The organism is Shewanella inventionis, from assembly GCF_019931735.1.
Taxonomy (GTDB): domain Bacteria; phylum Pseudomonadota; class Gammaproteobacteria; order Enterobacterales; family Shewanellaceae; genus Shewanella; species Shewanella inventionis.
Genome location: NZ_CP082926.1, coordinates 2,012,123 through 2,035,870 on the forward strand (window position 1 = coordinate 2,012,123; position 23,748 = coordinate 2,035,870).

Annotated in this window: 23 protein-coding genes; all 23 read left to right on the forward strand. The window is 43.1% G+C overall.

Going from position 1 to position 23,748, the window contains the following annotated elements:
• Nucleotides 1-191: 191 nt before the first annotated feature.
• On the forward strand, nucleotides 192-608 hold the full coding sequence (locus K8B83_RS09095) for a flagellar protein FlaG (RefSeq protein WP_223419657.1): 417 nt from the start codon (nucleotides 192-194) through the stop codon (nucleotides 606-608).
• 100 nt (nucleotides 609-708) lie between these two features.
• Nucleotides 709-2,070 carry a flagellar filament capping protein FliD gene (gene fliD / locus K8B83_RS09100; protein WP_223419660.1) on the forward strand — a complete coding sequence of 454 codons (1,362 nt, stop codon included), beginning with the start codon at nucleotides 709-711 and terminating at the stop codon, nucleotides 2,068-2,070.
• Nucleotides 2,071-2,195: 125 nt separating this feature from the next.
• On the forward strand, nucleotides 2,196-2,516 hold the full coding sequence (locus tag K8B83_RS09105) for a flagella biosynthesis chaperone for FliD, FliT (RefSeq protein ID WP_223419663.1): 321 nt from the start codon (nucleotides 2,196-2,198) through the stop codon (nucleotides 2,514-2,516).
• Nucleotides 2,517-2,524: 8 nt separating this feature from the next.
• Nucleotides 2,525-2,929 carry a flagellar export chaperone FliS gene (gene fliS, locus K8B83_RS09110; protein WP_223419666.1) on the forward strand — a complete coding sequence of 135 codons (405 nt, stop codon included), beginning with the start codon at nucleotides 2,525-2,527 and terminating at the stop codon, nucleotides 2,927-2,929.
• Between the two features lie 618 nt (nucleotides 2,930-3,547).
• Complete coding sequence (locus K8B83_RS09115) at nucleotides 3,548-4,981, forward strand: sigma-54 dependent transcriptional regulator (protein WP_223419669.1); 1,434 nt, start codon at nucleotides 3,548-3,550, stop codon at nucleotides 4,979-4,981.
• A 222-nt stretch (nucleotides 4,982-5,203) separates the two neighbouring features.
• A complete protein-coding gene (locus K8B83_RS09120; protein WP_223419671.1) occupies nucleotides 5,204-6,400 on the forward strand; it encodes a sensor histidine kinase in 1,197 nt (398 codons plus the stop codon).
• Nucleotides 6,393-7,742, forward strand: a complete 1,350-nt coding sequence (locus K8B83_RS09125) for a sigma-54-dependent transcriptional regulator (protein ID WP_223419674.1) — start codon at nucleotides 6,393-6,395, stop codon at nucleotides 7,740-7,742. The genes K8B83_RS09120 and K8B83_RS09125 overlap by 8 nt, the downstream gene beginning before the upstream one ends.
• Before the next feature lie 187 nt (nucleotides 7,743-7,929).
• On the forward strand, nucleotides 7,930-8,271 hold the full coding sequence (fliE, locus tag K8B83_RS09130) for a flagellar hook-basal body complex protein FliE (RefSeq protein WP_188737203.1): 342 nt from the start codon (nucleotides 7,930-7,932) through the stop codon (nucleotides 8,269-8,271).
• A gap of 72 nt (nucleotides 8,272-8,343) precedes the next feature.
• Nucleotides 8,344-10,023 carry a flagellar basal-body MS-ring/collar protein FliF gene (gene fliF / locus K8B83_RS09135; RefSeq protein WP_188737375.1) on the forward strand — a complete coding sequence of 560 codons (1,680 nt, stop codon included), beginning with the start codon at nucleotides 8,344-8,346 and terminating at the stop codon, nucleotides 10,021-10,023.
• On the forward strand, nucleotides 10,016-11,062 hold the full coding sequence (gene fliG, locus K8B83_RS09140; protein WP_188737201.1) for a flagellar motor switch protein FliG: 1,047 nt from the start codon (nucleotides 10,016-10,018) through the stop codon (nucleotides 11,060-11,062). The genes fliF and fliG overlap by 8 nt, the downstream gene beginning before the upstream one ends.
• An 82-nt stretch (nucleotides 11,063-11,144) precedes the next feature.
• Nucleotides 11,145-12,215, forward strand: coding sequence for a flagellar assembly protein FliH (gene fliH / locus K8B83_RS09145; RefSeq protein ID WP_223419676.1), 1,071 nt, complete (start codon nucleotides 11,145-11,147; stop codon nucleotides 12,213-12,215).
• On the forward strand, nucleotides 12,212-13,552 hold the full coding sequence (fliI, locus tag K8B83_RS09150; RefSeq protein ID WP_188737197.1) for a flagellar protein export ATPase FliI: 1,341 nt from the start codon (nucleotides 12,212-12,214) through the stop codon (nucleotides 13,550-13,552). Before fliH ends, fliI begins: the two co-directional genes overlap by 4 nt.
• 3 nt (nucleotides 13,553-13,555) lie before the next feature.
• A complete protein-coding gene (gene fliJ / locus K8B83_RS09155) occupies nucleotides 13,556-14,002 on the forward strand; it encodes a flagellar export protein FliJ (RefSeq protein WP_188737195.1) in 447 nt (148 codons plus the stop codon).
• Nucleotides 14,003-14,236: 234 nt separating this feature from the next.
• Nucleotides 14,237-16,003 carry a flagellar hook-length control protein FliK gene (locus K8B83_RS09160; protein WP_223419679.1) on the forward strand — a complete coding sequence of 589 codons (1,767 nt, stop codon included), beginning with the start codon at nucleotides 14,237-14,239 and terminating at the stop codon, nucleotides 16,001-16,003.
• A gap of 98 nt (nucleotides 16,004-16,101) precedes the next feature.
• A complete protein-coding gene (gene fliL, locus K8B83_RS09165) occupies nucleotides 16,102-16,626 on the forward strand; it encodes a flagellar basal body-associated protein FliL (protein ID WP_223419682.1) in 525 nt (174 codons plus the stop codon).
• Between the two features lie 29 nt (nucleotides 16,627-16,655).
• Entirely contained in the window at nucleotides 16,656-17,684 is a 1,029-nt protein-coding gene (fliM, locus tag K8B83_RS09170) for a flagellar motor switch protein FliM (RefSeq protein WP_188737191.1), read from the forward strand.
• Between the two features lie 10 nt (nucleotides 17,685-17,694).
• Nucleotides 17,695-18,078 (forward strand): flagellar motor switch protein FliN, encoded by a 384-nt coding sequence (gene fliN, locus K8B83_RS09175; protein WP_160054621.1) that lies wholly within the window; start codon nucleotides 17,695-17,697, stop codon nucleotides 18,076-18,078.
• Nucleotides 18,079-18,159: 81 nt separating this feature from the next.
• On the forward strand, nucleotides 18,160-18,552 hold the full coding sequence (gene fliO, locus K8B83_RS09180; RefSeq protein ID WP_373284873.1) for a flagellar biosynthetic protein FliO: 393 nt from the start codon (nucleotides 18,160-18,162) through the stop codon (nucleotides 18,550-18,552).
• Entirely contained in the window at nucleotides 18,552-19,313 is a 762-nt protein-coding gene (fliP, locus tag K8B83_RS09185) for a flagellar type III secretion system pore protein FliP (protein ID WP_223419688.1), read from the forward strand. Before fliO ends, fliP begins: the two co-directional genes overlap by 1 nt.
• A gap of 9 nt (nucleotides 19,314-19,322) precedes the next feature.
• Nucleotides 19,323-19,592: a flagellar biosynthesis protein FliQ gene (fliQ, locus tag K8B83_RS09190; protein WP_188737186.1), complete on the forward strand. Its 270-nt coding sequence runs from the start codon at nucleotides 19,323-19,325 to the stop codon at nucleotides 19,590-19,592.
• A gap of 2 nt (nucleotides 19,593-19,594) precedes the next feature.
• Entirely contained in the window at nucleotides 19,595-20,398 is an 804-nt protein-coding gene (gene fliR / locus K8B83_RS09195) for a flagellar biosynthetic protein FliR (RefSeq protein ID WP_188737184.1), read from the forward strand.
• A 9-nt stretch (nucleotides 20,399-20,407) separates the two neighbouring features.
• Entirely contained in the window at nucleotides 20,408-21,541 is a 1,134-nt protein-coding gene (gene flhB / locus K8B83_RS09200; RefSeq protein WP_188737182.1) for a flagellar biosynthesis protein FlhB, read from the forward strand.
• A 105-nt stretch (nucleotides 21,542-21,646) separates the two neighbouring features.
• Nucleotides 21,647-23,746, forward strand: coding sequence for a flagellar biosynthesis protein FlhA (gene flhA / locus K8B83_RS09205; RefSeq protein ID WP_223419690.1), 2,100 nt, complete (start codon nucleotides 21,647-21,649; stop codon nucleotides 23,744-23,746).
• The last annotated feature ends 2 nt before the right edge of the window (nucleotides 23,747-23,748 follow it).

Here is a 23,748-nt window from a genome sequence, read left to right on the forward strand (position 1 = left end):
CGATGAGCTAGTGTAAAGGTAACAGACAGGGAGGATCGCTTGCGATACTCCCTTTTATGTTTTAAAAACTAGAAATAAAGTAATATTTACCCTAATGTTGATGGTTCGAGTTAACGGAATATTTAACCATCAAGGCAATTAAAAACTGGTGTGAAATTTGCTTTGTTTTATTAGGTCAGTTGAGGTGTATCATGGATGTCAATGTAACAGCATCGAACAGTAATCTGCATAAAGACGGTTTAGTCAACTCAGTGAGTCGGCCAGTGGGCAATCAGATAGATGCTCAGTCTAGTGCGACTAATTTAGGTTTACCTGCCGACGGCATTCAAAAAGCCGCTGACAGTGCCCGCAGCACAGAGCAAGTGAATGCAGCAACTCAAGTGGATGCAGAAGAGCTTAACCAAGCAGTAAATGACATTACTGAAAGCATGAGCATGATGCAAAAAGGTTTAGCCTTTAAAGTGGATGAAGATTTAGGCATACAAGTGGTTAAGGTGATTGATGTCGCCACTGGCGAGTTGATTAGGCAAATGCCTAATGAAGAAGCCTTAGAAATTGCCAAAAAGTTAAACGAAGTCACTGGTTTGCTAATGAAAACTGAAGTGTAGTTTTAAAGAACATAACAATGTAACTTTTGTTACAGCCGTAAAGATTACCGTGACACCAATGAGTTTTATCGATAACCGTATATTGTAAGCAGAGGGTATTATGGCATTAACATCAGTTGGTATTGGTTCAGGCATTGATATCAGCGGTATTGTGACCGCGTTGGTTGATGCCGAAAGCGCCGGTAAAATTGCCCAGTTTGATGCTAATGAAGGTATTATTACTGCAAAAATATCCGGTATAGGTGCGCTCAAAAGTGCCATGTCTGAATTTCAAACTAAACTTGCCACCTTAATGGAGGCTGATACTTTTGGCAGTCAAAAGGTTGCTGTATCAACTAAAGATTATCTTAGTGCAACAGTTGATGAAACAGCGGTGTCGGGCAGTTACCAGGTAAAAGTGGAGCAGCTGGCTCAAAGCCAAAAAGTGAGCACGGCAGTAGTCGCCGATAACGCTACTACAATTGGTACAGGCTCATTAGCCATAGCCGTTGGCAGCAACAGTTTTAATATTGATGTTGAAGCGACTGACACCTTAACTGAAATCATGAACAAGATTAACAGTTCAGATGATAACGATGATGTTACCGCCACCATCATTAATGGCGAATTAGGCCCGCAATTAGTCTTAGGCTCTAAAACCACAGGCCTAGACAGCACCATTAGCGTGACTGCAACAGATACTGATGGCAATACCGGCTTAGCCGATACCTTTACTATGACAGAAGTCACCCCGGCTAAAAATGCCATTGTGTATATTGACGGTGTAAAAGTGGTGTCGCAAGAAAACACCATTGAAGAGGGTATCACTGGCGTGTCGTTAACATTAACGGCTGCCGACATTGATAAAACCACCACGTTAACAGTAAGTAAAGATACTGCAAAAACCAAAACGGCAATTGAAGGCTTTGTTGAAGCTTACAACAGCGTTATGACTACCATTAAAGATTTAAGCAGTTATGATGCCGATACCGAGCAAGCAGGTATTTTACAAGGTGACTCGTTACCCCGCAGTATTCAAAGCCAGATGCGTAATATGTTATCGAGCCAGTACAGCACCTCTGACGGCGATAAAATGCTCGCAAACCTTGGTATTACAACGACTACAGCAGGTTTGTTAGAAGTTGACTCAACCAAACTGACAGAAGCGATTGCTAGTGATACTGGCGCCATAGCTGAAATGTTCAGTACCGAAGATACTGGCCTTGCTAGCAGAATGTCATCGTTAATGGACGGTTATGTTAAATCTGGTGGTGTTCTAGATAGCCGTGATTCATCGTTAGATGATCAGTTAAGCCGCTTGACCGATAGCCGCGAAGCTTTAGCAGCGCGCATGGCTGCTTACAGTGATCGCCTCTATGCTCAATATAATGCTATGGATTTGATTGTGGCCAGCTTAAACAGTACTTCAAGCGATTTACAGTCACGACTAGACTCTTTACCTGGTTTGGTGAATAACAACTAGTATTGATAAGTTACATTAAGGGCTTGTGAGTTAGCAATTGCAATGTGTGTGCGTTGCAAATAGATTTAAATATCAACCTATAGATAAAGCTAATCGATTAAAACGAGGTTTTTTTGGCAAACTCAATGACCGAAATTAATGCTATTAATAATAAGTTGATGCTTGTTATTGATAAAATTGAAAAATCTAAGCCAGAAGATGAGTCAGTTACAGATTTGGTATCAGAATTGCAAGTACTGATTGAGACGCGTCAAAAGTTATTGCACGCCCTAGTGTCTGACACAAATTTTACTGACAGAGAAGTACTTGAACAACAGTTTGATTTGACCCAGACATTCATTAAGCGAAGTCGAAAAATAATGGATTTTAGACAATCCTTGTTGCAGACAGGCAATACCACAAAACGCCAAATTAATGTTTATAAAGCAATAGATTCAAATAGGTAGGTGTAAATATGCGCGGTTCAATGCAATCATATCGTAAGGTTTCTGTTGACAGCAACTTGGCTGTAGCAACACCACATCGTATTATTCAAATGTTATTAGCGGGTGCTTTAGAGCGCCTAGCTCAAGCCAAGCTAGCGATGGAAAAAGGTGACATTGCCAATCGTGGACTATTAATTGGTAAAGCTATTGGTATTGTTAATGGGTTAAATGGCAGTTTAAACATGGATGCGGGCGCTGAAGTTGCGGGCAATTTAACTCAGCTTTATGACTTCATGCTAATGAGAATGACGGAAGCTAACGTCAATAATGACCCACAAGCAATTGACGATGTGGTGTCGATTTTAAAAACCATTAAAGAAGGTTGGGATGCTATTCCGCAAGACCAACATCACTTGACCTCTGAGGCAAGCTAAACGTAATCGAATACAATTTACCGCATACAGTATGTAAACTCAAAAAGGCGCTTAGCGTCTTTTTTGTTATCTAGCGTTTGGCGCCTACCTCTTGAATTAACCCATTAGGTTACCGGTTGTGATTTACGTTACACTACTTGGGTAAAATCTTAATTTTTTGACTTAAAAAACAACATTTTCATTAAAAATGTGGCTTGATGTAGATAAAATGTAACTGTTACTTGCTTCTTACCTGCTGATAATACAATATTTAACTGCAACTCCGGTTAATGTGTACAAATGTGAGGCAAATGGCAACATTGGTCTTGGCATGTTTAATTTCGGTTGGGCTACTTATGTGCATTTGAGCGGCAATCACAAGCCTTTTGCCTTTTAAACCCTCAAATTACAAGGTGATCAGCTGTTTAATAACCTTATAATGTACCGAGTTGAGATGACTTTTACTAAGCTTCGTTTTTCTTGGCAGTATGTCACTGATGAGCAAATAAAAGTTAGCAATAATGATAGAATAATGCCAATGTTGTCAGTTTTTTGGCTACAATGTATTTAGTTTTGTTGCTTTTTTGCAGCGTAACTTTTCCGGGTAAAAACCTATAACAAGAGCTTTTGGCCTTCTGAATGATGCAAATAGAACAAAGAATTTTAATTGTCGGTACCCCATCAGAGCGCGTAACTCGTTTGTGCTGCATTTTTGAATTCTTAGGTGAGCAGTGTGAAGTTGTCTCTAATGAATCTTTAGTGGCGTTAATTGAGCAATCGCGCTTTCGCGCGGTAGTGATAGTGACCGACAATACGCTTTCTGACGACAGCATTAAAAACATGGCCTCAGTTGCGCCATGGCAGCCCATACTGTTGCTTGGCCGCAGTGATGTGCATTTATCAAATGTGCTTGGGCAAATAGAAGAGCCGATTAACTACCCTCAATTAACTGAACTGTTACATTTTTGTCAGGTTTTTGGCCAGGCTAAAAGAGAACATACATTAACCAGCGGTAATCAAACCAAATTATTCCGCAGTTTAGTGGGGCGCAGTGAAGGTATTGCTAATGTTAGGCATTTAATTAATCAAGTGTCTGGCTCAGATGCAACTGTATTAGTGCTAGGACAGTCTGGTACCGGTAAAGAAGTTGTCGCACGCAACATTCACTATTTATCTGAGCGTCGTGATGGTCCGTTTATTCCGGTCAATTGTGGCGCTATTCCACCAGAACTACTTGAAAGCGAACTGTTTGGTCACGAAAAAGGCTCGTTTACCGGCGCAATATCTGCCCGTAAAGGCCGGTTTGAGTTAGCCGAAGGCGGCACGCTATTTTTAGATGAAATTGGCGACATGCCTTTGCAAATGCAAGTGAAGTTATTACGTGTGTTGCAAGAGCGCGTGTTTGAGCGTGTCGGTGGCAGTAAAACAATTGCAACTGATGTGCGTATTGTGGCCGCAACGCATCGTGATTTAGAAACCATGATCGCTGACAACGAATTTCGCGAAGACTTATTTTATCGCCTTAATGTTTTCCCGATCGAAATGCCCGCCTTGAGTGAGCGTCGTGATGACGTGCCCTTATTATTACACGAGTTAGTTAATCGGGTATTTAATGAAGGCCGTGGCAAAGTGCGTTTTACTCAACGTGCGATAGAATCCTTAAAAGAACACAACTGGTCTGGTAACGTGCGTGAGCTTTCTAACCTCGTTGAACGTTTAACCATTCTTTATCCAGGCGGTTTAGTAGATGTAAACGATTTACCTCATAAATACCGTTACATCGAGGTGCCCGAGTACTGCGTTGAAATCAGCGAAGAGCAACTCGAACGGGATGCGTTAGCGTCAATTTTTAATGATGATGAACCAGTAGAGTTACCTGAAGCCCGCTTCCCAAGTGAATTACCGCCAGAAGGGGTAAACCTTAAAGATTTACTGGCAGAGCTCGAAATTGACATGATCCGCCAGGCATTAGAGCAACAAGATAATGTCGTCGCCCGCGCCGCCGAAATGCTCGGCATCCGCCGGACCACATTGGTTGAAAAAATGCGCAAATACGGCATGAGCAAAGAATAACATTAGCTTTGCAAGAACTTTATAAAACACATCTTCGGATGTGTTTTTTCGTTGCAAGACCCAGCCCCTATCTAGAACCTAGAACCTAGAACCTAGAACCTAGAACCTAGAAGGACGAAGTCCGCTCTCTGGCGAGCCTGCGAGTTCCTAGCCCCTAGAACCTCACCTTGGCACACTTAATGCATCTTGCTGATCAAATGTAATTCTTTTGACGGAGTAGCCATGTATTCAGCTCGAGTGTTATCAAATCCGCGTATGGCGGAGGTTGAGTTGCCGATGACAGCATCGTTTACTACTACAGGTTATACAGCGTCTCGGCCAAACTATCGGCCGAGTGACAGTGCCATTCGTCAAAGCATTGCGCTTGCTAAAGCGCCGGTATTTACGCCGGCGGTAAGCGCTTATTCAAGTAAGGCTGCCAATATGTCTAATCAAATGGCGCATATTCTTCAGGCTATGCCGTCAGGCGTGGTGATTATTGATGGCGATGGCGTAGTCACCTTGGCTAACCCTGTTGCTACTGAGCTTTTGGGCCGACCTTTACAGGGCGCTCGTTGGTTTGACATTATTCATCGCGCATTTGCGCCACAAGATGATGATGGCCATGAAGTGTCGCTTAAAAATGGCCGTAGGGTTAAATTGGCGATTACGCCGTTAGCACCAGAGCCAGGGCAGTTAATCGTGATAACAGATTTAACTGAAACCCGTTTATTACAAAAGAATTTATCACACTTACAGCGTTTGTCTTCATTAGGCAAAATGGTGGCAACCCTAGCGCATCAGGTGCGTACACCATTATCTGCGGCCTTGTTGTACGCCTCAAATTTAGCTAGCCCTAAATTAACTGAGGCTGCAAGAACAAAGTTTCAGTCTAAATTGGTGGATAGGTTAAACGAGTTAGAGCGTCAAGTTAATGACATGTTGCTAATGGCTAAAGGTCGTCAAGACAGTATGGCTGAGTCGATTAACATGGGTGATATTATTACCCAAGTGATGGCCAGTTGTGAGCCAATAGCAGATAGAAAACAATGTGAGTTAGTGTGGGAAGATACGTCACACTCAAGTATGTTAGCTAACGCCAATGCGTTAAGTTCTGCAGTAAATAACTTGGTGATGAACAGCATTGAAGCAGGCGCGACAAAAATTAAAGTTTGTGCAAGTGAAACTGCAGTCGGCCTATTATTAGATGTGATTGATAATGGCAAAGGGCTCGATCCTGTGATGCAAAAGCAAGTGCTTGAGCCGTTTTTTACCACTAAAAGTCAAGGAACAGGCCTTGGGTTAGCTGTGGTTCAATCTGTTGTGCGTAATCATGGTGGGCAAATTCAGCTATCGTGCAAACCCGGTATGGGTTGCCATATTCGATTGATTTTCCCCCATGGGAAAAAAGCACAACATCAGGAGGTGACACATGGCTGAAGCACATATTTTATTGGTTGAAGATGATGCTGATTTACGTGAGGCATTACTTGATACTCTTTTATTAGCTCATTATGAATGTGTTGATGTGAGCAGCGCAGAAGAGGCCATTATTGCATTAAAAGCAAATCAGTTTGATATGGTGATCTCAGACGTGCAAATGGACGGTATTGGTGGTTTGGGCTTGCTAAATTATTTGCAGCAACACCAGCCTAAAGTACCTGTGTTGTTGATGACTGCCTATGCAACCATTAATAGTGCCGTGAGCGCAATGAAACTTGGTGCAGTTGACTATTTAGCCAAACCCTTCGCGCCTGAAGTGCTGCTAAATCAAGTCTCTCGCTATTTACCGTTAAAACAAAACCACGACAACCCTGTGGTGGCCGATGACAAGAGTTTAGCGTTATTGGCGCTGGCACAACGTGTTGCTGTGTCTGATGCCTCTGTGATGATCATGGGCCCAAGCGGCTCCGGTAAAGAAGTGTTAGCACGATATATTCACCAAAATAGCCAACGTAATGGTCAGCCGTTTATTGCGATTAACTGCGCAGCTATTCCAGAAAACATGCTTGAAGCCACACTCTTTGGTTACGAGAAAGGGGCGTTTACCGGTGCCTATCAAGCATGCCCGGGTAAATTTGAACAAGCCCAGGGCGGCACGTTATTGCTTGATGAAATCTCTGAAATGGAACTTGGCCTACAAGCCAAGTTGTTGCGCGTATTGCAAGAGCGTGAAGTTGAGCGCTTAGGAGGTCGTAAAACCATTAAGTTAGATGTGCGTGTTTTAGCCACGTCAAACCGCGATCTTAAAGCCATGGCTGCATCGGGCGAGTTTAGAGAAGACTTATATTACCGAATTAACGTGTTTCCATTAACCTGGCCTGCGTTGCATCAACGCCCGGCAGATATTTTACCGCTTGCTCGCCATTTGTTGGCTAAACATGCTAAAGCATTAAATATGGCTGAAGTGCCTAAACTCGATGAGGCTGCCAGTCGGCGTTTATTAACTCATCGTTGGCCGGGTAATGTGCGTGAGCTTGATAATGTGATCCAGCGGGCACTTATTTTGCGGGTTAATGATGAGATAAGTGTTAATGATATTATTATTGACTCTGCTGATGTCAATCTACTGGCAAATGATGTACCTGAAAATGCCAAATCAGCAGATGTTGAGGGCTTAGGTGATGAACTTAAGGCACAAGAGCATGTGATTATTTTAGAAACCTTAAATCAATGTCAAGGTAGTCGAAAAAAAGTCGCTGAAAAATTAGGCATTAGTGCCCGTACCTTACGTTATAAAATGGCAAAAATGCGTGATATGGGTATTCAACTACCTGCGTAATACACGCGTGTTTTACTTTAAGTTACTGATTAAAATAATTTTAAAAAAACAACTTATCAGCATTTAATGCGATAAGTTGTTTTTGTTGGTATTACTCCCTTCAATTTTACATGTTGGCATTTATATTGCTTTAACTCCTTATAAGATTATTGTTGTCGTCAAAAAGCCGACGAAAGGGAGTGACATCATGCAGATCAGCGCCAATCCATTATTACAAGAAATGCAATCGCTTCGTGGCGAAATCGCCCCTTCTATTGGTTCATCTATTGCTCCTAACTTAACGCAGCAAGTCAATAACACCACGGGTGCCGATTTTGGTCAGTTATTATCGCAGGCGGTGGGCAGTGTTAATGGATTGCAACAAACATCGTCCAATTTAGCGTCTCGATTAGACATGGGCGACACGACTGTGTCCCTATCAGATACCGTTATTGCCCGTGAAAAAGCCGGTGTAGCTTTTGAAGCCACAGTGCAAGTGCGTAACAAGTTAGTTGAAGCGTATAAAGAAATCATGAGTATGCCTGTTTAGCCGCTTTGGGTGTTAAGCGCTAGGTAATTTTAAACATCAGACATATAGCAGGTACAAATTGTGAGCACAGACATAATGGTAGGTTCAGATTCAACAGTTGACGCCGGAGTCCAGCAAGAGAATAAGTCTGGGCTAATGGGCAACGTCGGCGGGGCTGACATGATGCGCCAGGTGATCATGATTTTGGCGCTGGCTGTGTGTCTTGCGTTAGCTGTTTTTGTGATGATGTGGGCGCAAGAGCCGGAATATCGTCCGCTTGGTAAAATGGAAACGGCTGAAATGATCCAGGTGCTTGATGTACTGGATAAAAACCAAATTGATTATCAAATTAATGTTGATGTTGTCAAAGTACCTGAAGACAAATATCAAGATGTGAAATTACTCTTAAGTCGTGCAGGTATTGAAAGCAGCACTCAAACAAATGACTATTTAAGTCAAGACAGTGGTTTTGGTGTAAGCCAGCGAATGGAGCAAGCGCGTTTAAAGCATAGCCAAGAGTTAAACTTAGCACGCGCCATTGAAGAGTTAAAAAGCATTAGCCGTGCCAAAGTGATTTTAGCCCTGCCAAAAGAGAACGTATTTGCCCGTAATGCCTCAAAGCCGAGTGCAACTGTGGTTGTTAATGTGCGCCGTGGCGGATTAGGCCAAGAAGAGATTGACGCCATTGTTGATATTGTTGGCTCGGCAGTACAAGGGCTTGAACCATCACGTGTCACAGTAACCGACTCAAATGGCCGCTTACTCAATTCAGGTAGCCAGGATGGTACGTCAGCGAGAGCTCGCCGTGAGCTCGAACTGGTACAACAAAAAGAAGCAGAATATCGCCGTAAAATTGAGTCGATTTTAATGCCGATTTTAGGCCCAGAAAACTTTACCTCGCAAGTGGATGTCAATATGGACTTCACTGCAGTAGAGCAAACCGCGAAACGCTTTTCACCTGACTTACCCGCAATTAGAAGCGAAATGACCATTGAACGTAACTCTTCAGGTCAAACTTCTGGCGGTATTCCTGGTGCATTGAGCAATCAACCGCCAATGGAATCAGACATACCAGAAGTTGCAGGCGAGGCGGGGACGTCAACTGTTTCTGGTGATATGTCTAAAGAAGCGACTCGTAACTACGAGTTAGACACAACGATAAGCCATACTCGCCAGCAAATTGGTGTGGTGCGCCGTGTGAGTGTGTCGGTAGCGATTGACTTTAAACCGGGTCAGGTAGATGAAAATGGCCAAGTGTCGCGGGTGCCACGCACCGAAGAAGAATTAACCAATATTCGTCGTTTACTTGAGGGCGCGGTAGGCTTTAGCACTCAACGTGGTGACGCACTTGAGGTGGTAACAGTGCCATTTATGGACCAGTTAATTGAAGAGTTACCTGAGCCAGATATGTGGGAGCAACCCTGGTTTTGGCGCGCAATTAGGTTGGCGTTAGGCGCATTGCTCATTTTAGTGTTGTTTTTAGCTGTGGTTCGCCCAATGCTGAAAAAGCTGACTAATCCACAAGGCACTGACATGCCAGCCGAAACACGTCCTGGTCATGAGTTGGCCGAAATTGAAGATCAATATGCTGCTGATACCTTAGGTATGCTTAATACCAAAGAGGCTGAATACAGTTATGCAGATGATGGTTCAATTCAAATACCTAATTTGCATAAAGATGATGATATGATTAAAGCAATTAGAGCACTCGTGGCCAATGAGCCTGAGCTTTCCACTCAAGTAGTTAAGAATTGGTTACAAGACAATGGCTAATGAAAAAGACAAAGAAAAAGCAAAACCCGCAGCATTTGACCCAGAGTCATTGACTGGTGTTGAAAAAACCGCGATTTTGCTTCTCAGCTTAAGTGAGGCCGACGCCGCTTCGATTTTAAAACACCTAGAGCCTAAGCAAGTGCAAAAAGTGGGTATGGCGATGGCGGCAATGGATGACTTTGGCCAGGAAAAAGTCATTGGTGTGCACAAGTTATTTTTAGATGATATTCAAAAATTCTCTTCAATTGGCTTTAACAGCGAAGAGTTTGTGCGTAAAGCATTAACCGCCGCATTAGGCGAAGACAAAGCCGGTAATTTGATTGAACAAATCATTATGGGCAGCGGTGCTAAAGGCCTTGATTCGTTGAAATGGATGGATGCCCGCCAAGTTGCGACCATTATTCAAAACGAACATCCGCAAATCCAAACGATTGTGTTGTCGTACCTTGAGCCCGATCAAGCTGCAGAGATTTTTAGCCAGTTCCCTGAAAATACCCGCTTAGATTTAATGATGCGTATTGCCAATCTTGAAGAAGTGCAACCCGCTGCACTGCAAGAGTTGAACGACATTATGGAGAAACAATTTGCTGGTCAAGGTGGTGCTCAAGCGGCGAAAATGGGTGGCTTAAAAGCCGCTGCAAACATCATGAACTACCTCGATACCGGTATTGAGAGTCAAATCATGGAAACCATGCGCGAGTCTGACGAAGAAATGGCTCAGCAAATTCAAGATATGATGTTTGTGTTTGAAAACCTTATCGATGTTGATGACCGCGGTATCCAGGCCTTGTTACGTGAAGTACAGCAAGATGTGCTTATGAAGGCACTTAAAGGTGCTGACGAAGCCTTAAAAGAGAAAATTCTTGGCAATATGTCTAAACGTGCTGCAGAATTATTACGAGACGATCTTGAAGCCATGGGGCCAATTCGTATCAGTGAAGTCGAAGTGGCACAGAAAGAGATTTTATCTATTGCGCGTCGTCTCAGCGACAGTGGTGAAATTATGTTAGGCGGTGGCGGTGGCGACGAGTTCTTATAATCGTGAAGCCCAAACGGCTTTATAGCAATTGATTGCCGTTATTACCAATAGCTAATTTATTCAACAATACAAGTGATTGATTATGACTGAATCCAAATCGTCTAAAAATGTCCTCAGTGTCGATGATGAGGTTGAGTTCAGTCATTGGCAGCTTCCTGATATTACACGGGATACTAGCCAAGAGCCTTCTAACATGTTTGGTCAATCTTCAAAACCTTACCAGGCAAAGCCCACCACACCTGAAAAATCAATGTCTCCGCCAACCATGGCGCAAATTGAAGATATCAGAGCCGCGGCAGAACAAGAAGGGTTTGAACAAGGTAAACAAGAGGGATACCAACAAGGGTTAGAGCAAGGGCGATTAGAAGGCTTAGAGCAAGGCCACTCTGAAGGTTTCACTCAAGGTGAGCAACAAGGTCTTGAAGCCGGAGAAGTGGCGGTTAATCAATTAATAGAACAACTTTCACAATTGATCAGGCAGTTTGAACAGCCATTGTCTGTGTTAGATGCTGAGATTGAAGCTGAGTTGTTAGCAATGACAATACAATTAGCTAAATCCGTTATTGGCCATGAATTAAAAACCCATCCTGATCATATTTTAACTGCACTTCGTCAAGGTGTTGACGCCCTGCCGCTAAAAGAACAAGTGGTAAAGCTTCGTTTAAATCAGCACGATGCCGAAATCGTGTCGAACAGTTATCCAACTGAACAGCTTGAGCAGCATCAATGGCAAATCGATATTGACCCCACATTATCCAATGGCGATTGTGTTATAGAAAGCGTTCGCTCGTCGGTAGACTTGCGCGTAGAGCAGCGCATTGAGCAAGTATTTGGTGAATTAGACGCACAGGCAAATCAACTGGCTAAAAATGCTCAACATCTCAAATTGAGCACTGAGAATTATCAAGTATCTGAAGTTGAAGATTTATCTGCTTATAAGCACTCTACAGCCAATGAACCAGCAGATGATGCCGAGTCTGCAGTATCGTTAGCGCCTAATGAGCAACATACTCCCCCAAAACCTGATACGGCCGCCGAACAAGAGCAGGCTTCAGATACCTCCATACAAGATGCAACCCTTCCTGATGACGCTGCGCAAGATGAGGCTGTCGAAGCAACTGAGCAAGATGATATCGCTAAGGATAACGGATGACGTCTCGTCAACAACAGCTGCTGAATAAATTTGCTGTTCATCATAAAAAAGTATCGCCAGTGCGCCCAGTTGCCAGTGGTCAATTGGTCCGCGTGGTGGGGTTGACGCTTGAAGCGACCGGATGCCGCGCACCTGTAGGGAGTTTATGCTCTATCGAAACCATGGCAGGAGAATTGGTTGCCGAAGTGGTAGGGTTTGATGACAAACTACTCTATTTAATGCCAATTGAAGAGCTTCGCGGAGTATTACCTGGTGCACGAGTTAAGCCGCTAGGTGAACAATCGAGTTTACATGTTGGCTTATCCTTGCTTGGGCGAGTGCTCGATGGCAGTGGTTTACCACTAGATGGTTTAGGCCCACTGAACACAGACCAACAAGCTGCTCGCCATGGGCCGAACATTAATCCTTTATCTCGCAGAGCGATCACCGAACCTTTAGATGTGGGTGTTAGGGCCATTAACTCAATGCTCACTGTTGGTAAAGGCCAACGGATGGGATTATTTGCAGGCTCTGGTGTGGGTAAAAGTGTGCTGTTAGGGATGATGACCCGTGGCTCTACCGCCGATATTATTGTGGTGGGGTTAGTCGGCGAACGTGGCCGTGAGGTTAAAGAGTTTATTGAAGAAATTTTAGGCGAAGAAGGCCGCGCGCGTTCGGTTGTGGTTGCCGCTCCAGCCGATACATCACCATTAATGCGTTTGCGGGCCTGTGAAACATCGACTCGGATTGCGGAGTATTTTCGTGATTTAGGTTATGACGTATTACTGTTAATGGACAGCTTAACCCGATATGCACAAGCGCAACGTGAGGTGGCGTTAGCCGTTGGCGAACCGCCAGCGACTAAAGGTTATCCACCGTCTGTGTTTGCTAAGTTACCTAGGTTAGTAGAGCGAGCGGGTAATGGCGGGCCAGGGCAAGGTTCAATAACTGCATTTTATACAGTGCTCACCGAAGGTGATGATCAACAAGACCCGATAGCAGATGCATCGCGGGCTATTTTAGATGGTCACGTTGTGTTGTCTCGCCAACTGGCTGACTCTGGGCATTATCCTGCTATTGATGTGGAAGCGTCAATTAGCCGTGTTGCCCCTATGGTGATAAGTCCAGATCATTTAGAAGCCATGCGCCGGGTAAAACAAATGTATTCGTTATACCAGCAAAATCGTGATTTGATTTCTATTGGCGCTTATGCGCAAGGCAGCGATCCGCGTATCGATAACGCGATCCGTTTACAACCTGCTATGAATGCGTTTTTACGTCAGGGCTTTAAAGATCCAGTGAGTTTTGACGACAGCAAAACAATGCTGAAGCAAATTGCCGCTCAGTGTCAGGGTTAATGTATGGCTAAAACGGATCCTTTAGTTACTGTACTCAAATTAGCGGTTGCCGCAGAAGAAAAAGCGGCTTTGCAATTAAAAGCCGCTCAATTTGAGAGGCAAAAGCGTCAAGGACAACTTGATGCATTAAATAACTACCGTTTGGATTACATGAAACAAATGGAAGGCCATACTGGCACCACATTGCGTGCTAATCAATATCATCAATTTCATCAATTTATTAAACAAGTCGATCAAGCGATTAACCAACAACTTGCCGTGGTAAAAGACGGCGAAAAGCAACTTGGATATCGCCAGCAGCACTGGCAAGAAACCCAGCAAAAGCGCAAAGCGGTTGAAATGCTGTTGGCCAAAAAAGCTGATAAAGCCTTAATTGCAGAGACTAAGCGCGAGCAAAAAATGTCTGACGAGTTTGCCATGCAACAGTATTTTAGAAACAAAATAAAGTAACAGTTAGTTATTTTCTATCTCCTGCCAATATTGTTTTGTCTTACACATTCGCGTAAATGGCATTTAAATTGCTTAATACTCTTTAATGAAAATATTCGTCATGGAAGTGACAGTGATCAGAGCGGGTATATTTGCCATTTTGAGTGCTGTTAGGCTAGATAACACCATTTGTGTCGCCTGCCCAATGCGTGATGAAAACACACCAAACTTGATCTGATATAAGTGGAGCCGATTATGCAGCAGATGAGCAATATCTTACTGAGCAACAGCAATCAAAATGCTGATGTAGGTGCAAAGATTGGCAAGCAAGATGTTGAAAACACGTCATTCTTATCTGTTTTTAATCAGGCGAGTGAGCAAAAAAACTCTTTTAAACCTGCAGCAGACGAGCTTGCTCCTGCGCAGGCAGAACAACAGATTGAAGATGTAGATATTGAAGTTGAACTCAGTGAAAGTGCTGAATCATCGCAAGATAATACTGATGCAGAGATGATTTTTGCTCAACTGAATATGGCTGACTCATTGGGGAAGCGCCATCATCGTGACGGTAATGAATTGCCGCTTATTGACAAGCAAGGCAATTACATCGGAAAAAACTTCACATTGGAACCCATTGAAAATGGCCTTGAAGTCATAGATACAAAGCTTGAAGTCATAGATATAAAGCTTGAAGTCATAAATACAAAGTTTGAAGCCGTAGATACAAAGCTTGAAGTCATAGATACAAAGCTTGAGCCTTTAAATCTCACATCAATAGAGCTAGAGCAAATCGATCTTGAACAAATCGCGCTTGAACAACACAATATTGATTTTGCTGATTCAGCATCAACTGAGGCCGATGAGTTATTTACAGAGACTATCCACCTAGACAGTCATTTTACTAGCTCTTCACAGGCCATCGCTACCCTTAATTCTGAGCAAATATCCAGTTTAACCACTTATAGTCAACTTTCAGTTAAAGAACTTCAAGCGCTTGATATAAAAGAACTTAGCGAGCTAGTTAGCGACTTTAATTTACAAGCTCCAGTGATTGATGAATCTATTTTAGCGATGGCAGAATTAGCGCAGGCAGAGTTAGCCCATGATGATATTGCCAGTAGCGTGCTTAATCCTCTCCAACAAAGCGAGCTAGACAATGTGCTTGCCGCGAGTGTGCATAACCCAAACCAAGCCATGAATATGAGCAACACGGCAAAACTGAATCCTGCATTGCAGCCAACAGCAAATGATCCACAACAATCAGCAGCGTTAATGACATCAAGCTTATCTGTTGAGTCACAACATATTTTGGGTGATAAAAGTCGTATTGATGGCAATATTCAGCCTGATCTAGCAGGTGTAAAATCGCTTGAAAAAGCTGACTTTTCTGTCGTGTTAGATTCTGTTGCTGGAAAGCGTGTTGGTGAGTCGGCCGTCAACATTAATTCGGCTTCAGACGGATTTGAGTTTTTTTCCGATACAAGTGAGGTTGAGAGCAAATCTCTTCAAAATCAAAGCAGTTTTACCCCTGTACATAAAAGTGACGTACCACAATTTCAATTGTCGTTAAGGCCGCAAGCTCAAGGCGAGGCAGGTGCGCAAATGCAGGAGATGATCCAGAAGTTTTCACCGGTGATGAAGCAACAATTAATCACCATGGTGAGCAATGGCATTCAGCAGGCTGAAATTCGTCTTGATCCACCAGAGCTCGGTCATTTAACGATTAAAATTCAAATTCAGGGTGATCAAACCCAGGTACAGTTTAACGTTGCCCAATCTCAAACCCGTGATTTAGTTGAACAGGCTATCCCTCGTTTACGCGATATGCTTGCCAGTGAAGGGTTACAACTAACAGACAGCCAGGTGTCGCAAGGCGGTGGGGGACGAGATCAACAACAAGAGCAATCAGAGTCACAGGGTCACACATCTGATGCACAGTTGGATGAAATATCAGCACAAGAGGCTAGCTTGATGACAAATACATCAAGGAGTTTACATTCTGCTATAGATTATTATGCTTAAGCAGGTAACCTATACACATATGAGATAATACAATTTTTTAATAACAAGGGTGATTGAGTTTGTCATCATGTTAGTCGCATTGTTGGTTGGGGACCATTATGGCTGAAGAAGAATTAGAGTTAGAAGATGCCGCAGCTGGCGGAAAAAAGAAGAACAAATTGGTGTTATTTGGTGGTATTGGTCTTGTGGTCATTCTATTAGCTGCAGGCGGAGCGTGGTTTTTTATGGGCTCTGATGAGCCAGCTGCTAACAGCGACAGTCCTGATGCGCCTAAAACTGAAACTGCTGAGCCAGCCGTTGCTGCACAAGCTGATTATGTTGGTATGCCAAGGCCTTTTTTATTCAACTTACCCGGTGTAGACCGTGCGCGTTTAGTTGAGATTAAAGTGCAATTGATGGTGCGCGGTGAAGAAGACAGCATTTTAACCAAAAAACACATTCCTTTAATTGAAGATGCATTGCTAACAACCTTTAGTAGCGCTGATGTGCAAAAACTCAGTACTCAAGCAGGTAAAGACGAATTACGTCAATTAGCATTACTTAATGTGCAAAATACGCTGCAACCGGTTACGGGCAAAAAAGTGGTAGAGAAAGTCCTGTTTACTGGTTTTGTGATGCAATAACCAAATGCATTAACTGCTAAGGCTACGATGTGAGTGATTTATTAAGCCAAGATGAAATCGATGCGCTACTGCATGGTGTAGACGATGTTGATGAAGATGAAATTGATGAGAGTAGTGCTGATGCGCGATCTTACGACTTCTCGTCTCAAGACAGAATTGTCCGTGGTCGTATGCCCACGCTTGAAATCGTTAACGAGCGTTTTGCCCGCCATCTTCGAATAAGCATGTTTAACATGATGCGCCGTGCGGCTGAAGTGTCAATTAATGGCGTTCAAATGCTTAAGTTTGGCGAATATGTGCATACGTTATTTGTACCAACCAGCCTCAACATGGTGCGTTTTAGCCCATTAAAAGGCACAGCACTTATCACCATGGAAGCACGTTTAGTGTTTATATTGGTGGATAACTTCTTTGGTGGCGATGGTCGATTCCATGCCAAAATTGAAGGCCGTGAATTCACCCCAACAGAGCGGCGTATTGTTCAATTACTATTGAAAATTATTTTTGAAGATTACAAAGATGCTTGGGCGCCGGTCATGGATGTCGAGTTTGAATATCTAGACTCAGAGGTTAACCCGGCAATGGCCAACATTGTAAGTCCAACTGAAGTTGTGGTGATTAATTCATTCCACATTGAAGTTGACGGCGGCGGAGGTGACTTTCACATCACTATGCCATATTCGATGATTGAGCCTATTCGTGAGCTTCTTGATGCGGGTGTACAAAGTGACAAACAAGATACCGATATGCGTTGGTCACAAGCGCTTCGCGATGAAATTATGGATGTTCAAGTCGGCTTTGATGCCAATATTGTTGAACATGAAGTGACATTGCGTGATGTGATGGGGTTTAAAGCAGGTGATATTATTCCTATCGAATTACCTGAACATATTCTGATGCGAATTGAAGATTTACCGACTTATCGCTGTAAACTCGGTAAGTCACGCGATAATTTAGCATTAAAAATCAGTGAAAAAATAGCTCGACCTGAAACAGTAAAATCAGAACTACAACTGGTGACACGTAAAGGTAAGTCTCGGGATATTGCAGATTTATAAGGTGATGTAAATGAGTACAGAAGATACGGGTGATGATTGGGCAGCAGCAATGGCTGAGCAGGCCCTAGAAGAAGCGCAACAAGTTGAACTTGACGAATTAGTTGACGATTCTAAGCCAATTACTAAGGAAGAAGCCGCTAAACTGGATTCGATTTTAGATATTCCGGTGACCATATCAATGGAAGTGGGTCGCAGTTTTATTAGTATTCGTAATTTATTGCAGTTAAACCAGGGCTCGGTAGTTGAACTTGACCGCGTTGCCGGTGAACCACTTGATGTTATGGTCAACGGGACGCTTATCGCCCACGGTGAGGTAGTAGTTGTAAACGATAAATTTGGTATTCGTTTAACTGACGTTATCAGCCAAACTGAGCGGATTAAAAAGCTTAAATAATGATTGTTAGCAAAACTGGTGTGATACTGGTTTTGCTAGCCGTTAACAACACAAGGAATCACAGTGGCAAATATAATATCAATGCTCAGTGTGATGGCCCAAGCATTGACCGATGCCGATGTGCCTAACGCTTCTACTACCGCTGTACTGACCCGCACTTCTGAAGTGTCTAATACTGCAACCCTAGCCAATATGATTGGTGGGTTAATTGTGGTATTGGCGCTAATCTTTGTATTGGCTTATATCGTTAAACGCTTAAATCTTGTTCCGTCTAATGGTGGTGTGGTCAAAACGCTTGCGGTAACCCCAATTGGTCAACGTGAGAAAGTGGTGTTGATTGAGGTGAACGGTCAACAATATTTGCTCGGTGTAACAGCACAACAGATTAATCTTATTGATAAATTAGACCATTCTGTCGACATTCCAACAACATCATTTGCGAGTCGATTAAAACAAGCCAAGGAACAGCAGTAATGACTAAATACACCGGTATGTTGGTGCTAACCATCATTGCAATGGTTGGGCTGTTTGTCACCCCTGATGTATTTGCGCAAGATGGCATCTTGCCCGCAGTTACTGTAACAACAGGTGCTGACGGAGCGACAGAGTATTCTGTAACCTTGCAAATATTATTGCTTATGACAGCAATGAGCTTTATTCCTGCAATGGTGATAATGCTCACATCATTTACGCGTATTATTGTGGTGTTGTCGATATTAAGGCAGGCGTTAGGTTTGCAGCAAACCCCATCGAATCAAGTGCTTATTGGTATCAGTTTGTTTATGACGTTTTTTATTATGGCGCCAGTGTTTGACAAAATTTATGTCGAAGCTGTTGAGCCATATGTAAACGAAACTATGACTCTCACCCAGGCCTATGATGTTGGCAAAGAGCCCATTAAAACGTTTATGTTGTCTCAAGTGCGTACAACAGATTTGCAAACCTTTATTGAAATATCAGGTTATAAAGATATTCAATCGCCTGAACAGGCGCCAATGAGTGTTGTGATCCCTGCGTTTATTACCAGCGAGCTAAAAACCGCTTTCCAAATTGGTTTTATGTTATTTGTGCCATTTTTAGTGCTAGATTTAGTGGTCGCCAGTATTTTAATGGCAATGGGTATGATGATGTTATCTCCCATGATTGTGTCACTGCCGTTTAAGATAATGTTATTCGTGTTAGTTGATGGTTGGGGCCTTGTCATGGGCACATTAGCCAATAGCTTTGGCATATAAGGCCTATTTATGTCTCCTGAAGCGCTCATTGATATTTTTAGAGAAGCACTATCAGTCATTGTACTGATAGTGTCGGCAATTATTTTGCCGGGCCTATTTATTGGTTTAATCGTGGCGGTTTTTCAGGCGGCAACCTCCATTAACGAACAAACCTTGAGTTTTTTACCTCGCTTGTTGGTGACCTTATTTGCCTTGATGTTTTTAGGCCATTGGCTGGTACAAACTATGATGGATTTTTTTCTTGAAATGGTGAACCTTATCCCTGTGGTAATAGGTTAGATATGGACATTTTGTTTGATGAAATCAGTCAAACAATTGCAGCTTATCTTCTGCCGTTTTTTCGTATTTCATCAATGTTAATGGTGATGACAGTATTTGGGGCAAATACTACACCTTCACGTGTTCGCTTGTTATTGTCTGTTGCCATTACTATGGCTGTCGCTCCAGTGTTACCTCCCATTGCAGCCATTGAACTTATCGCTTTTAGTTCCGTTTTTGTGATTGCGCAGCAAATTCTTATTGGTGTATCGATGGGGTTTGTGACGTTAATGGTAATGCAAACATTTGTGTTAACAGGACAAATCATTGGTATGCAAACCAGTTTAGGTTTTGCTTCTATGGTGGACCCTGGTTCTGGCGAGCAAACTCCTGTGGTGAGTAATTTCTTTTTATTACTCGCTACTTTAATTTTTTTGGCAGTTGATGGCCATTTATTGATGTTTAGAATGCTGGTGGCCAGTTTTGAAACCATTCCGATTTCAAATCAGGGTATTTCAATTGCCAATTATCGCGCTTTGGCAGAGTGGGGCAGTTTTATGTTTGGGTCGGCATTAACCATGTCTATCTCTGCGATTGTTGCATTACTACTCATCAACCTTTCGTTTGGGGTAATGACTAGAGCCTCTCCTCAGCTTAATATTTTCTCTATTGGTTTTCCTGTAACTATGGTCAGTGGTTTGCTTATTTTGTTGCTCACCTTAGGTCCCATCATGGCGCATTTTGATGAAGTCTGGCAGGCGGCACAGTTGTTAATGTGTGATTTGTTACTACTTCAATGTCAAACCGACGCAGCAATCGTGTTCTAAGGAGGGGAAATGGCCGAAAATGACAGCAGTCAAGAACGCACAGAAGAACCCACCAGTAAACGACTTGAACAGGCGCGTGAGAAAGGTCAAGTCGCTCGCTCAAAAGAGTTAGGCACCGCAGCGGTATTGCTTGCTGCATCGGTGGGTTTTGCCATGACAGGACCATCAATCGCCATCAGTTTGTACACCATGATGAAACAAATATTCACTATGGAGCGCGATCAAATATTTGATACCAACTCCATGTTTCGTGTTTGGGGGGTCGTCGGTAACGAACTTGCCTGGCCTCTGCTCAGTTTTATAGCCTTGTTGGCGTTTGTGTCTTTTTTGGGCAATATTGTGTTGGGTGGTATGTCGTTTTCGGTTAAAGCCTTTATGCCCAAAGGCAGCAAGATGAACCCGATGAATGGCTTTAAACGTATGTTTGGTACTCAAGCACTCGTTGAGTTAACCAAAGGCATTGCTAAATTTTCTGTTGTTGCCTTGTCGGCTTATTTTTTATTGCGCTTCTACTTTTACGATATTTTGATGTTATCTAACGATCACTTGCCCGGTAATGTTTATCACGCGTTAGATCTTTTGGTGTGGATGTTTATCTTACTGTGCAGCTCTATGCTATTTATTGTGGTGATTGATGTGCCTTTTCAGATCTGGAATCACAATAAACAGCTTAAAATGACCAAACAAGAAGTCAAAGACGAGTACAAAGACACTGAAGGTAAACCGGAAGTAAAAAGCCGTATCAGGCAAATGCAGTATGAAATGGCGCAGCGCAGAATGATGTCCGAGGTTCCTAAAGCTGATGTGATTGTAGTTAACCCTGAGCATTATGCTGTTGCAGTAAAATATGATGTTACCCGTTCATCTGCGCCATTTTTAGTCGCCAAAGGTGTAGACGATGTCGCATTCAAAATACGTGAAATTGCCCGTGAACATAACGTCGCGATTGTCTCTGCACCACCGCTTGCCCGAGCCATTTACCATACGACTAAAATTGATCAGCAAGTGCCCGAAGGCTTGTTTACTGCGGTGGCTCAGGTACTCGCTTATGTATTTCAACTTAGGCAATATCAAAAAGGTAAGGGGCGTAAACCCAAACCTATTCCGTACAATCAACCTATCCCAGATGATTTGAAATATTAGCCTTGCAAGTGGATTTATTTGTGGCTTGATTCTTGCTTTGTCAGTTTATTCGCGTCAATTATTAGTTCATTGACGCCGTAGACTGACAGTAAGGGTTCATCTTTTATGGATGCAAAAGCAGCTTTTGGGCAATTTAAACAAATAAGACCATCTACGTTTAAGGGTATTGGTACGCCTTTGCTCGTATTGGCTGCCTTAGGTATGGTTGTTTTACCTATTCCGCCTTTTCTACTGGATATCCTATTTTCGTTTAATATCGCGTTAGCGTTAGTGGTATTACTCGTTGCGATTTACACCGACAGGCCACTCGATTTTGCTGCTTTTCCAACTGTACTACTTGTCGCGACACTCTTACGGTTAGCCCTTAACGTTGCCTCTACTCGAATTGTATTACTTGAGGGACACAATGGCGGCGACGCTGCTGGTAAAGTCATTGAGGCCTTTGGCTCAGTGGTCATTGGCGGTAACTATGCTGTGGGTTTAGTGGTCTTCTTGATTTTAATTATTATCAACTTTGCTGTTGTCACTAAAGGTGCTGGGCGTATTTCTGAGGTGAGCGCCCGCTTTACCCTAGATGCCATGCCAGGCAAGCAAATGGCCATTGATGCCGATTTAAATGCCGGTACATTGACTCAAGATCAAGCGCGTATTCGCCGTGCTGAAGTGACCCGAGAAGCCGACTTTTACGGTGCAATGGATGGTGCCTCTAAGTTTGTTAAGGGTGATGCTATTGCCGGTATTATGATCCTAGTGATCAACATTTTAGGTGGTTTTGTTATTGGGATAGTGCAACACGACCTTGATTTTTCGAGTGCAGTTGAAATTTATACCTTGTTAACTATCGGTGATGGTCTGGTTGCGCAAATACCGGGTTTGCTATTGTCGATTGCTGCGGCCTTAATGGTCACGCGCCAAAATGAATCTGGTGACATGGGTCAGATGATGATGAGTCAGATGTTTGACAATCATAAGTCATTAGCCATTGCCGCGGGTTTATTGTTTATCATGGGGATCGTGCCTGGCATGCCTCATGTGGCATTTTTAACCTTCGCTTTTATTACTGCAGGTGCTGCATATTTTGTTTATAAGCGGAACATTGATAAAAAACAGGCTGCGTTAGCTGTTGCAACCAAAGGCCCTGCTGAAATCAAAGACAAAGAACCTAAAGAATTAAGCTGGGATGATGTTCGTCATGTAGACACCATTGGGCTTGAAGTTGGCTACCGATTAATTCCGCTGGTTGATAAATCACAAGGCGGTGAATTATTGGGCCGCATTAAAGGTGTACGCAAAAAATTATCTCAAGAGTTAGGTTTTTTAGTGCCAGCAGTTCACATTCGTGACAATCTAGATTTGTCGCCCAATGCTTATCGTATTTCTTTGATGGGGGTTGTGGTTGGTGAAGCTGAAGTGAGGAATGATTGCGAATTGGCAATTAACCCTGGTCAGGTTTATGGCAAACTTGATGGTATTGAAACCCGCGATCCTGCTTTTGGTTTAGAAGCTGTGTGGATTGCGCCTGAGCAACGTGAACATGCTCAAACATTAGGGTATACCGTAGTCGACACTGCTACAGTAGTGGCGACTCATATTAGCCAATTGCTGAGCAACAATGCCGCTAAATTATTAGGCTACGAAGAAGTTCAACAGCTTATGGATATGCTTGCTAAACATTCTCCTAAGCTGGTTGATGGCTTTATTCCTGACATTATGCCATTAGGCTCTGTGGTTAAAGTGATGCAAAACTTACTCAACGAGGGGGTGTCGGTACGTGACTTGCGCACAATAGTGCAAACCTTGTTGGAGTATGGCAATAAGAGCAATGATACCGAGGTATTGACAGCCGCGGTGCGTATTGCGCTTAAACGGATGATTGTCCAGGAGATCTCTGGGCCTGAACTGGAAATTCCTGTCATAACATTGGCGCCTGAGTTGGAACAGATGTTGCATAAGTCTATGCAGGCGACAGGCGGAGAAGGGCCAAACATTGAACCAGGCCTTGCAGAACGCATGCAGCAGTCACTTTTAGACGCTGCACAGAAACAAGAAATGGTAGGACAACCAGCCATATTATTGACATCTGGTATGCTAAGATCCACTTTGTCACGATTTGTTAAATACACTATTCCAAATTTACGGGTGATTTCTTACCAAGAAATACCTGATGAGAAGCAAATTAGAATTGTTTCTGCAGTCGGCCAATAGTG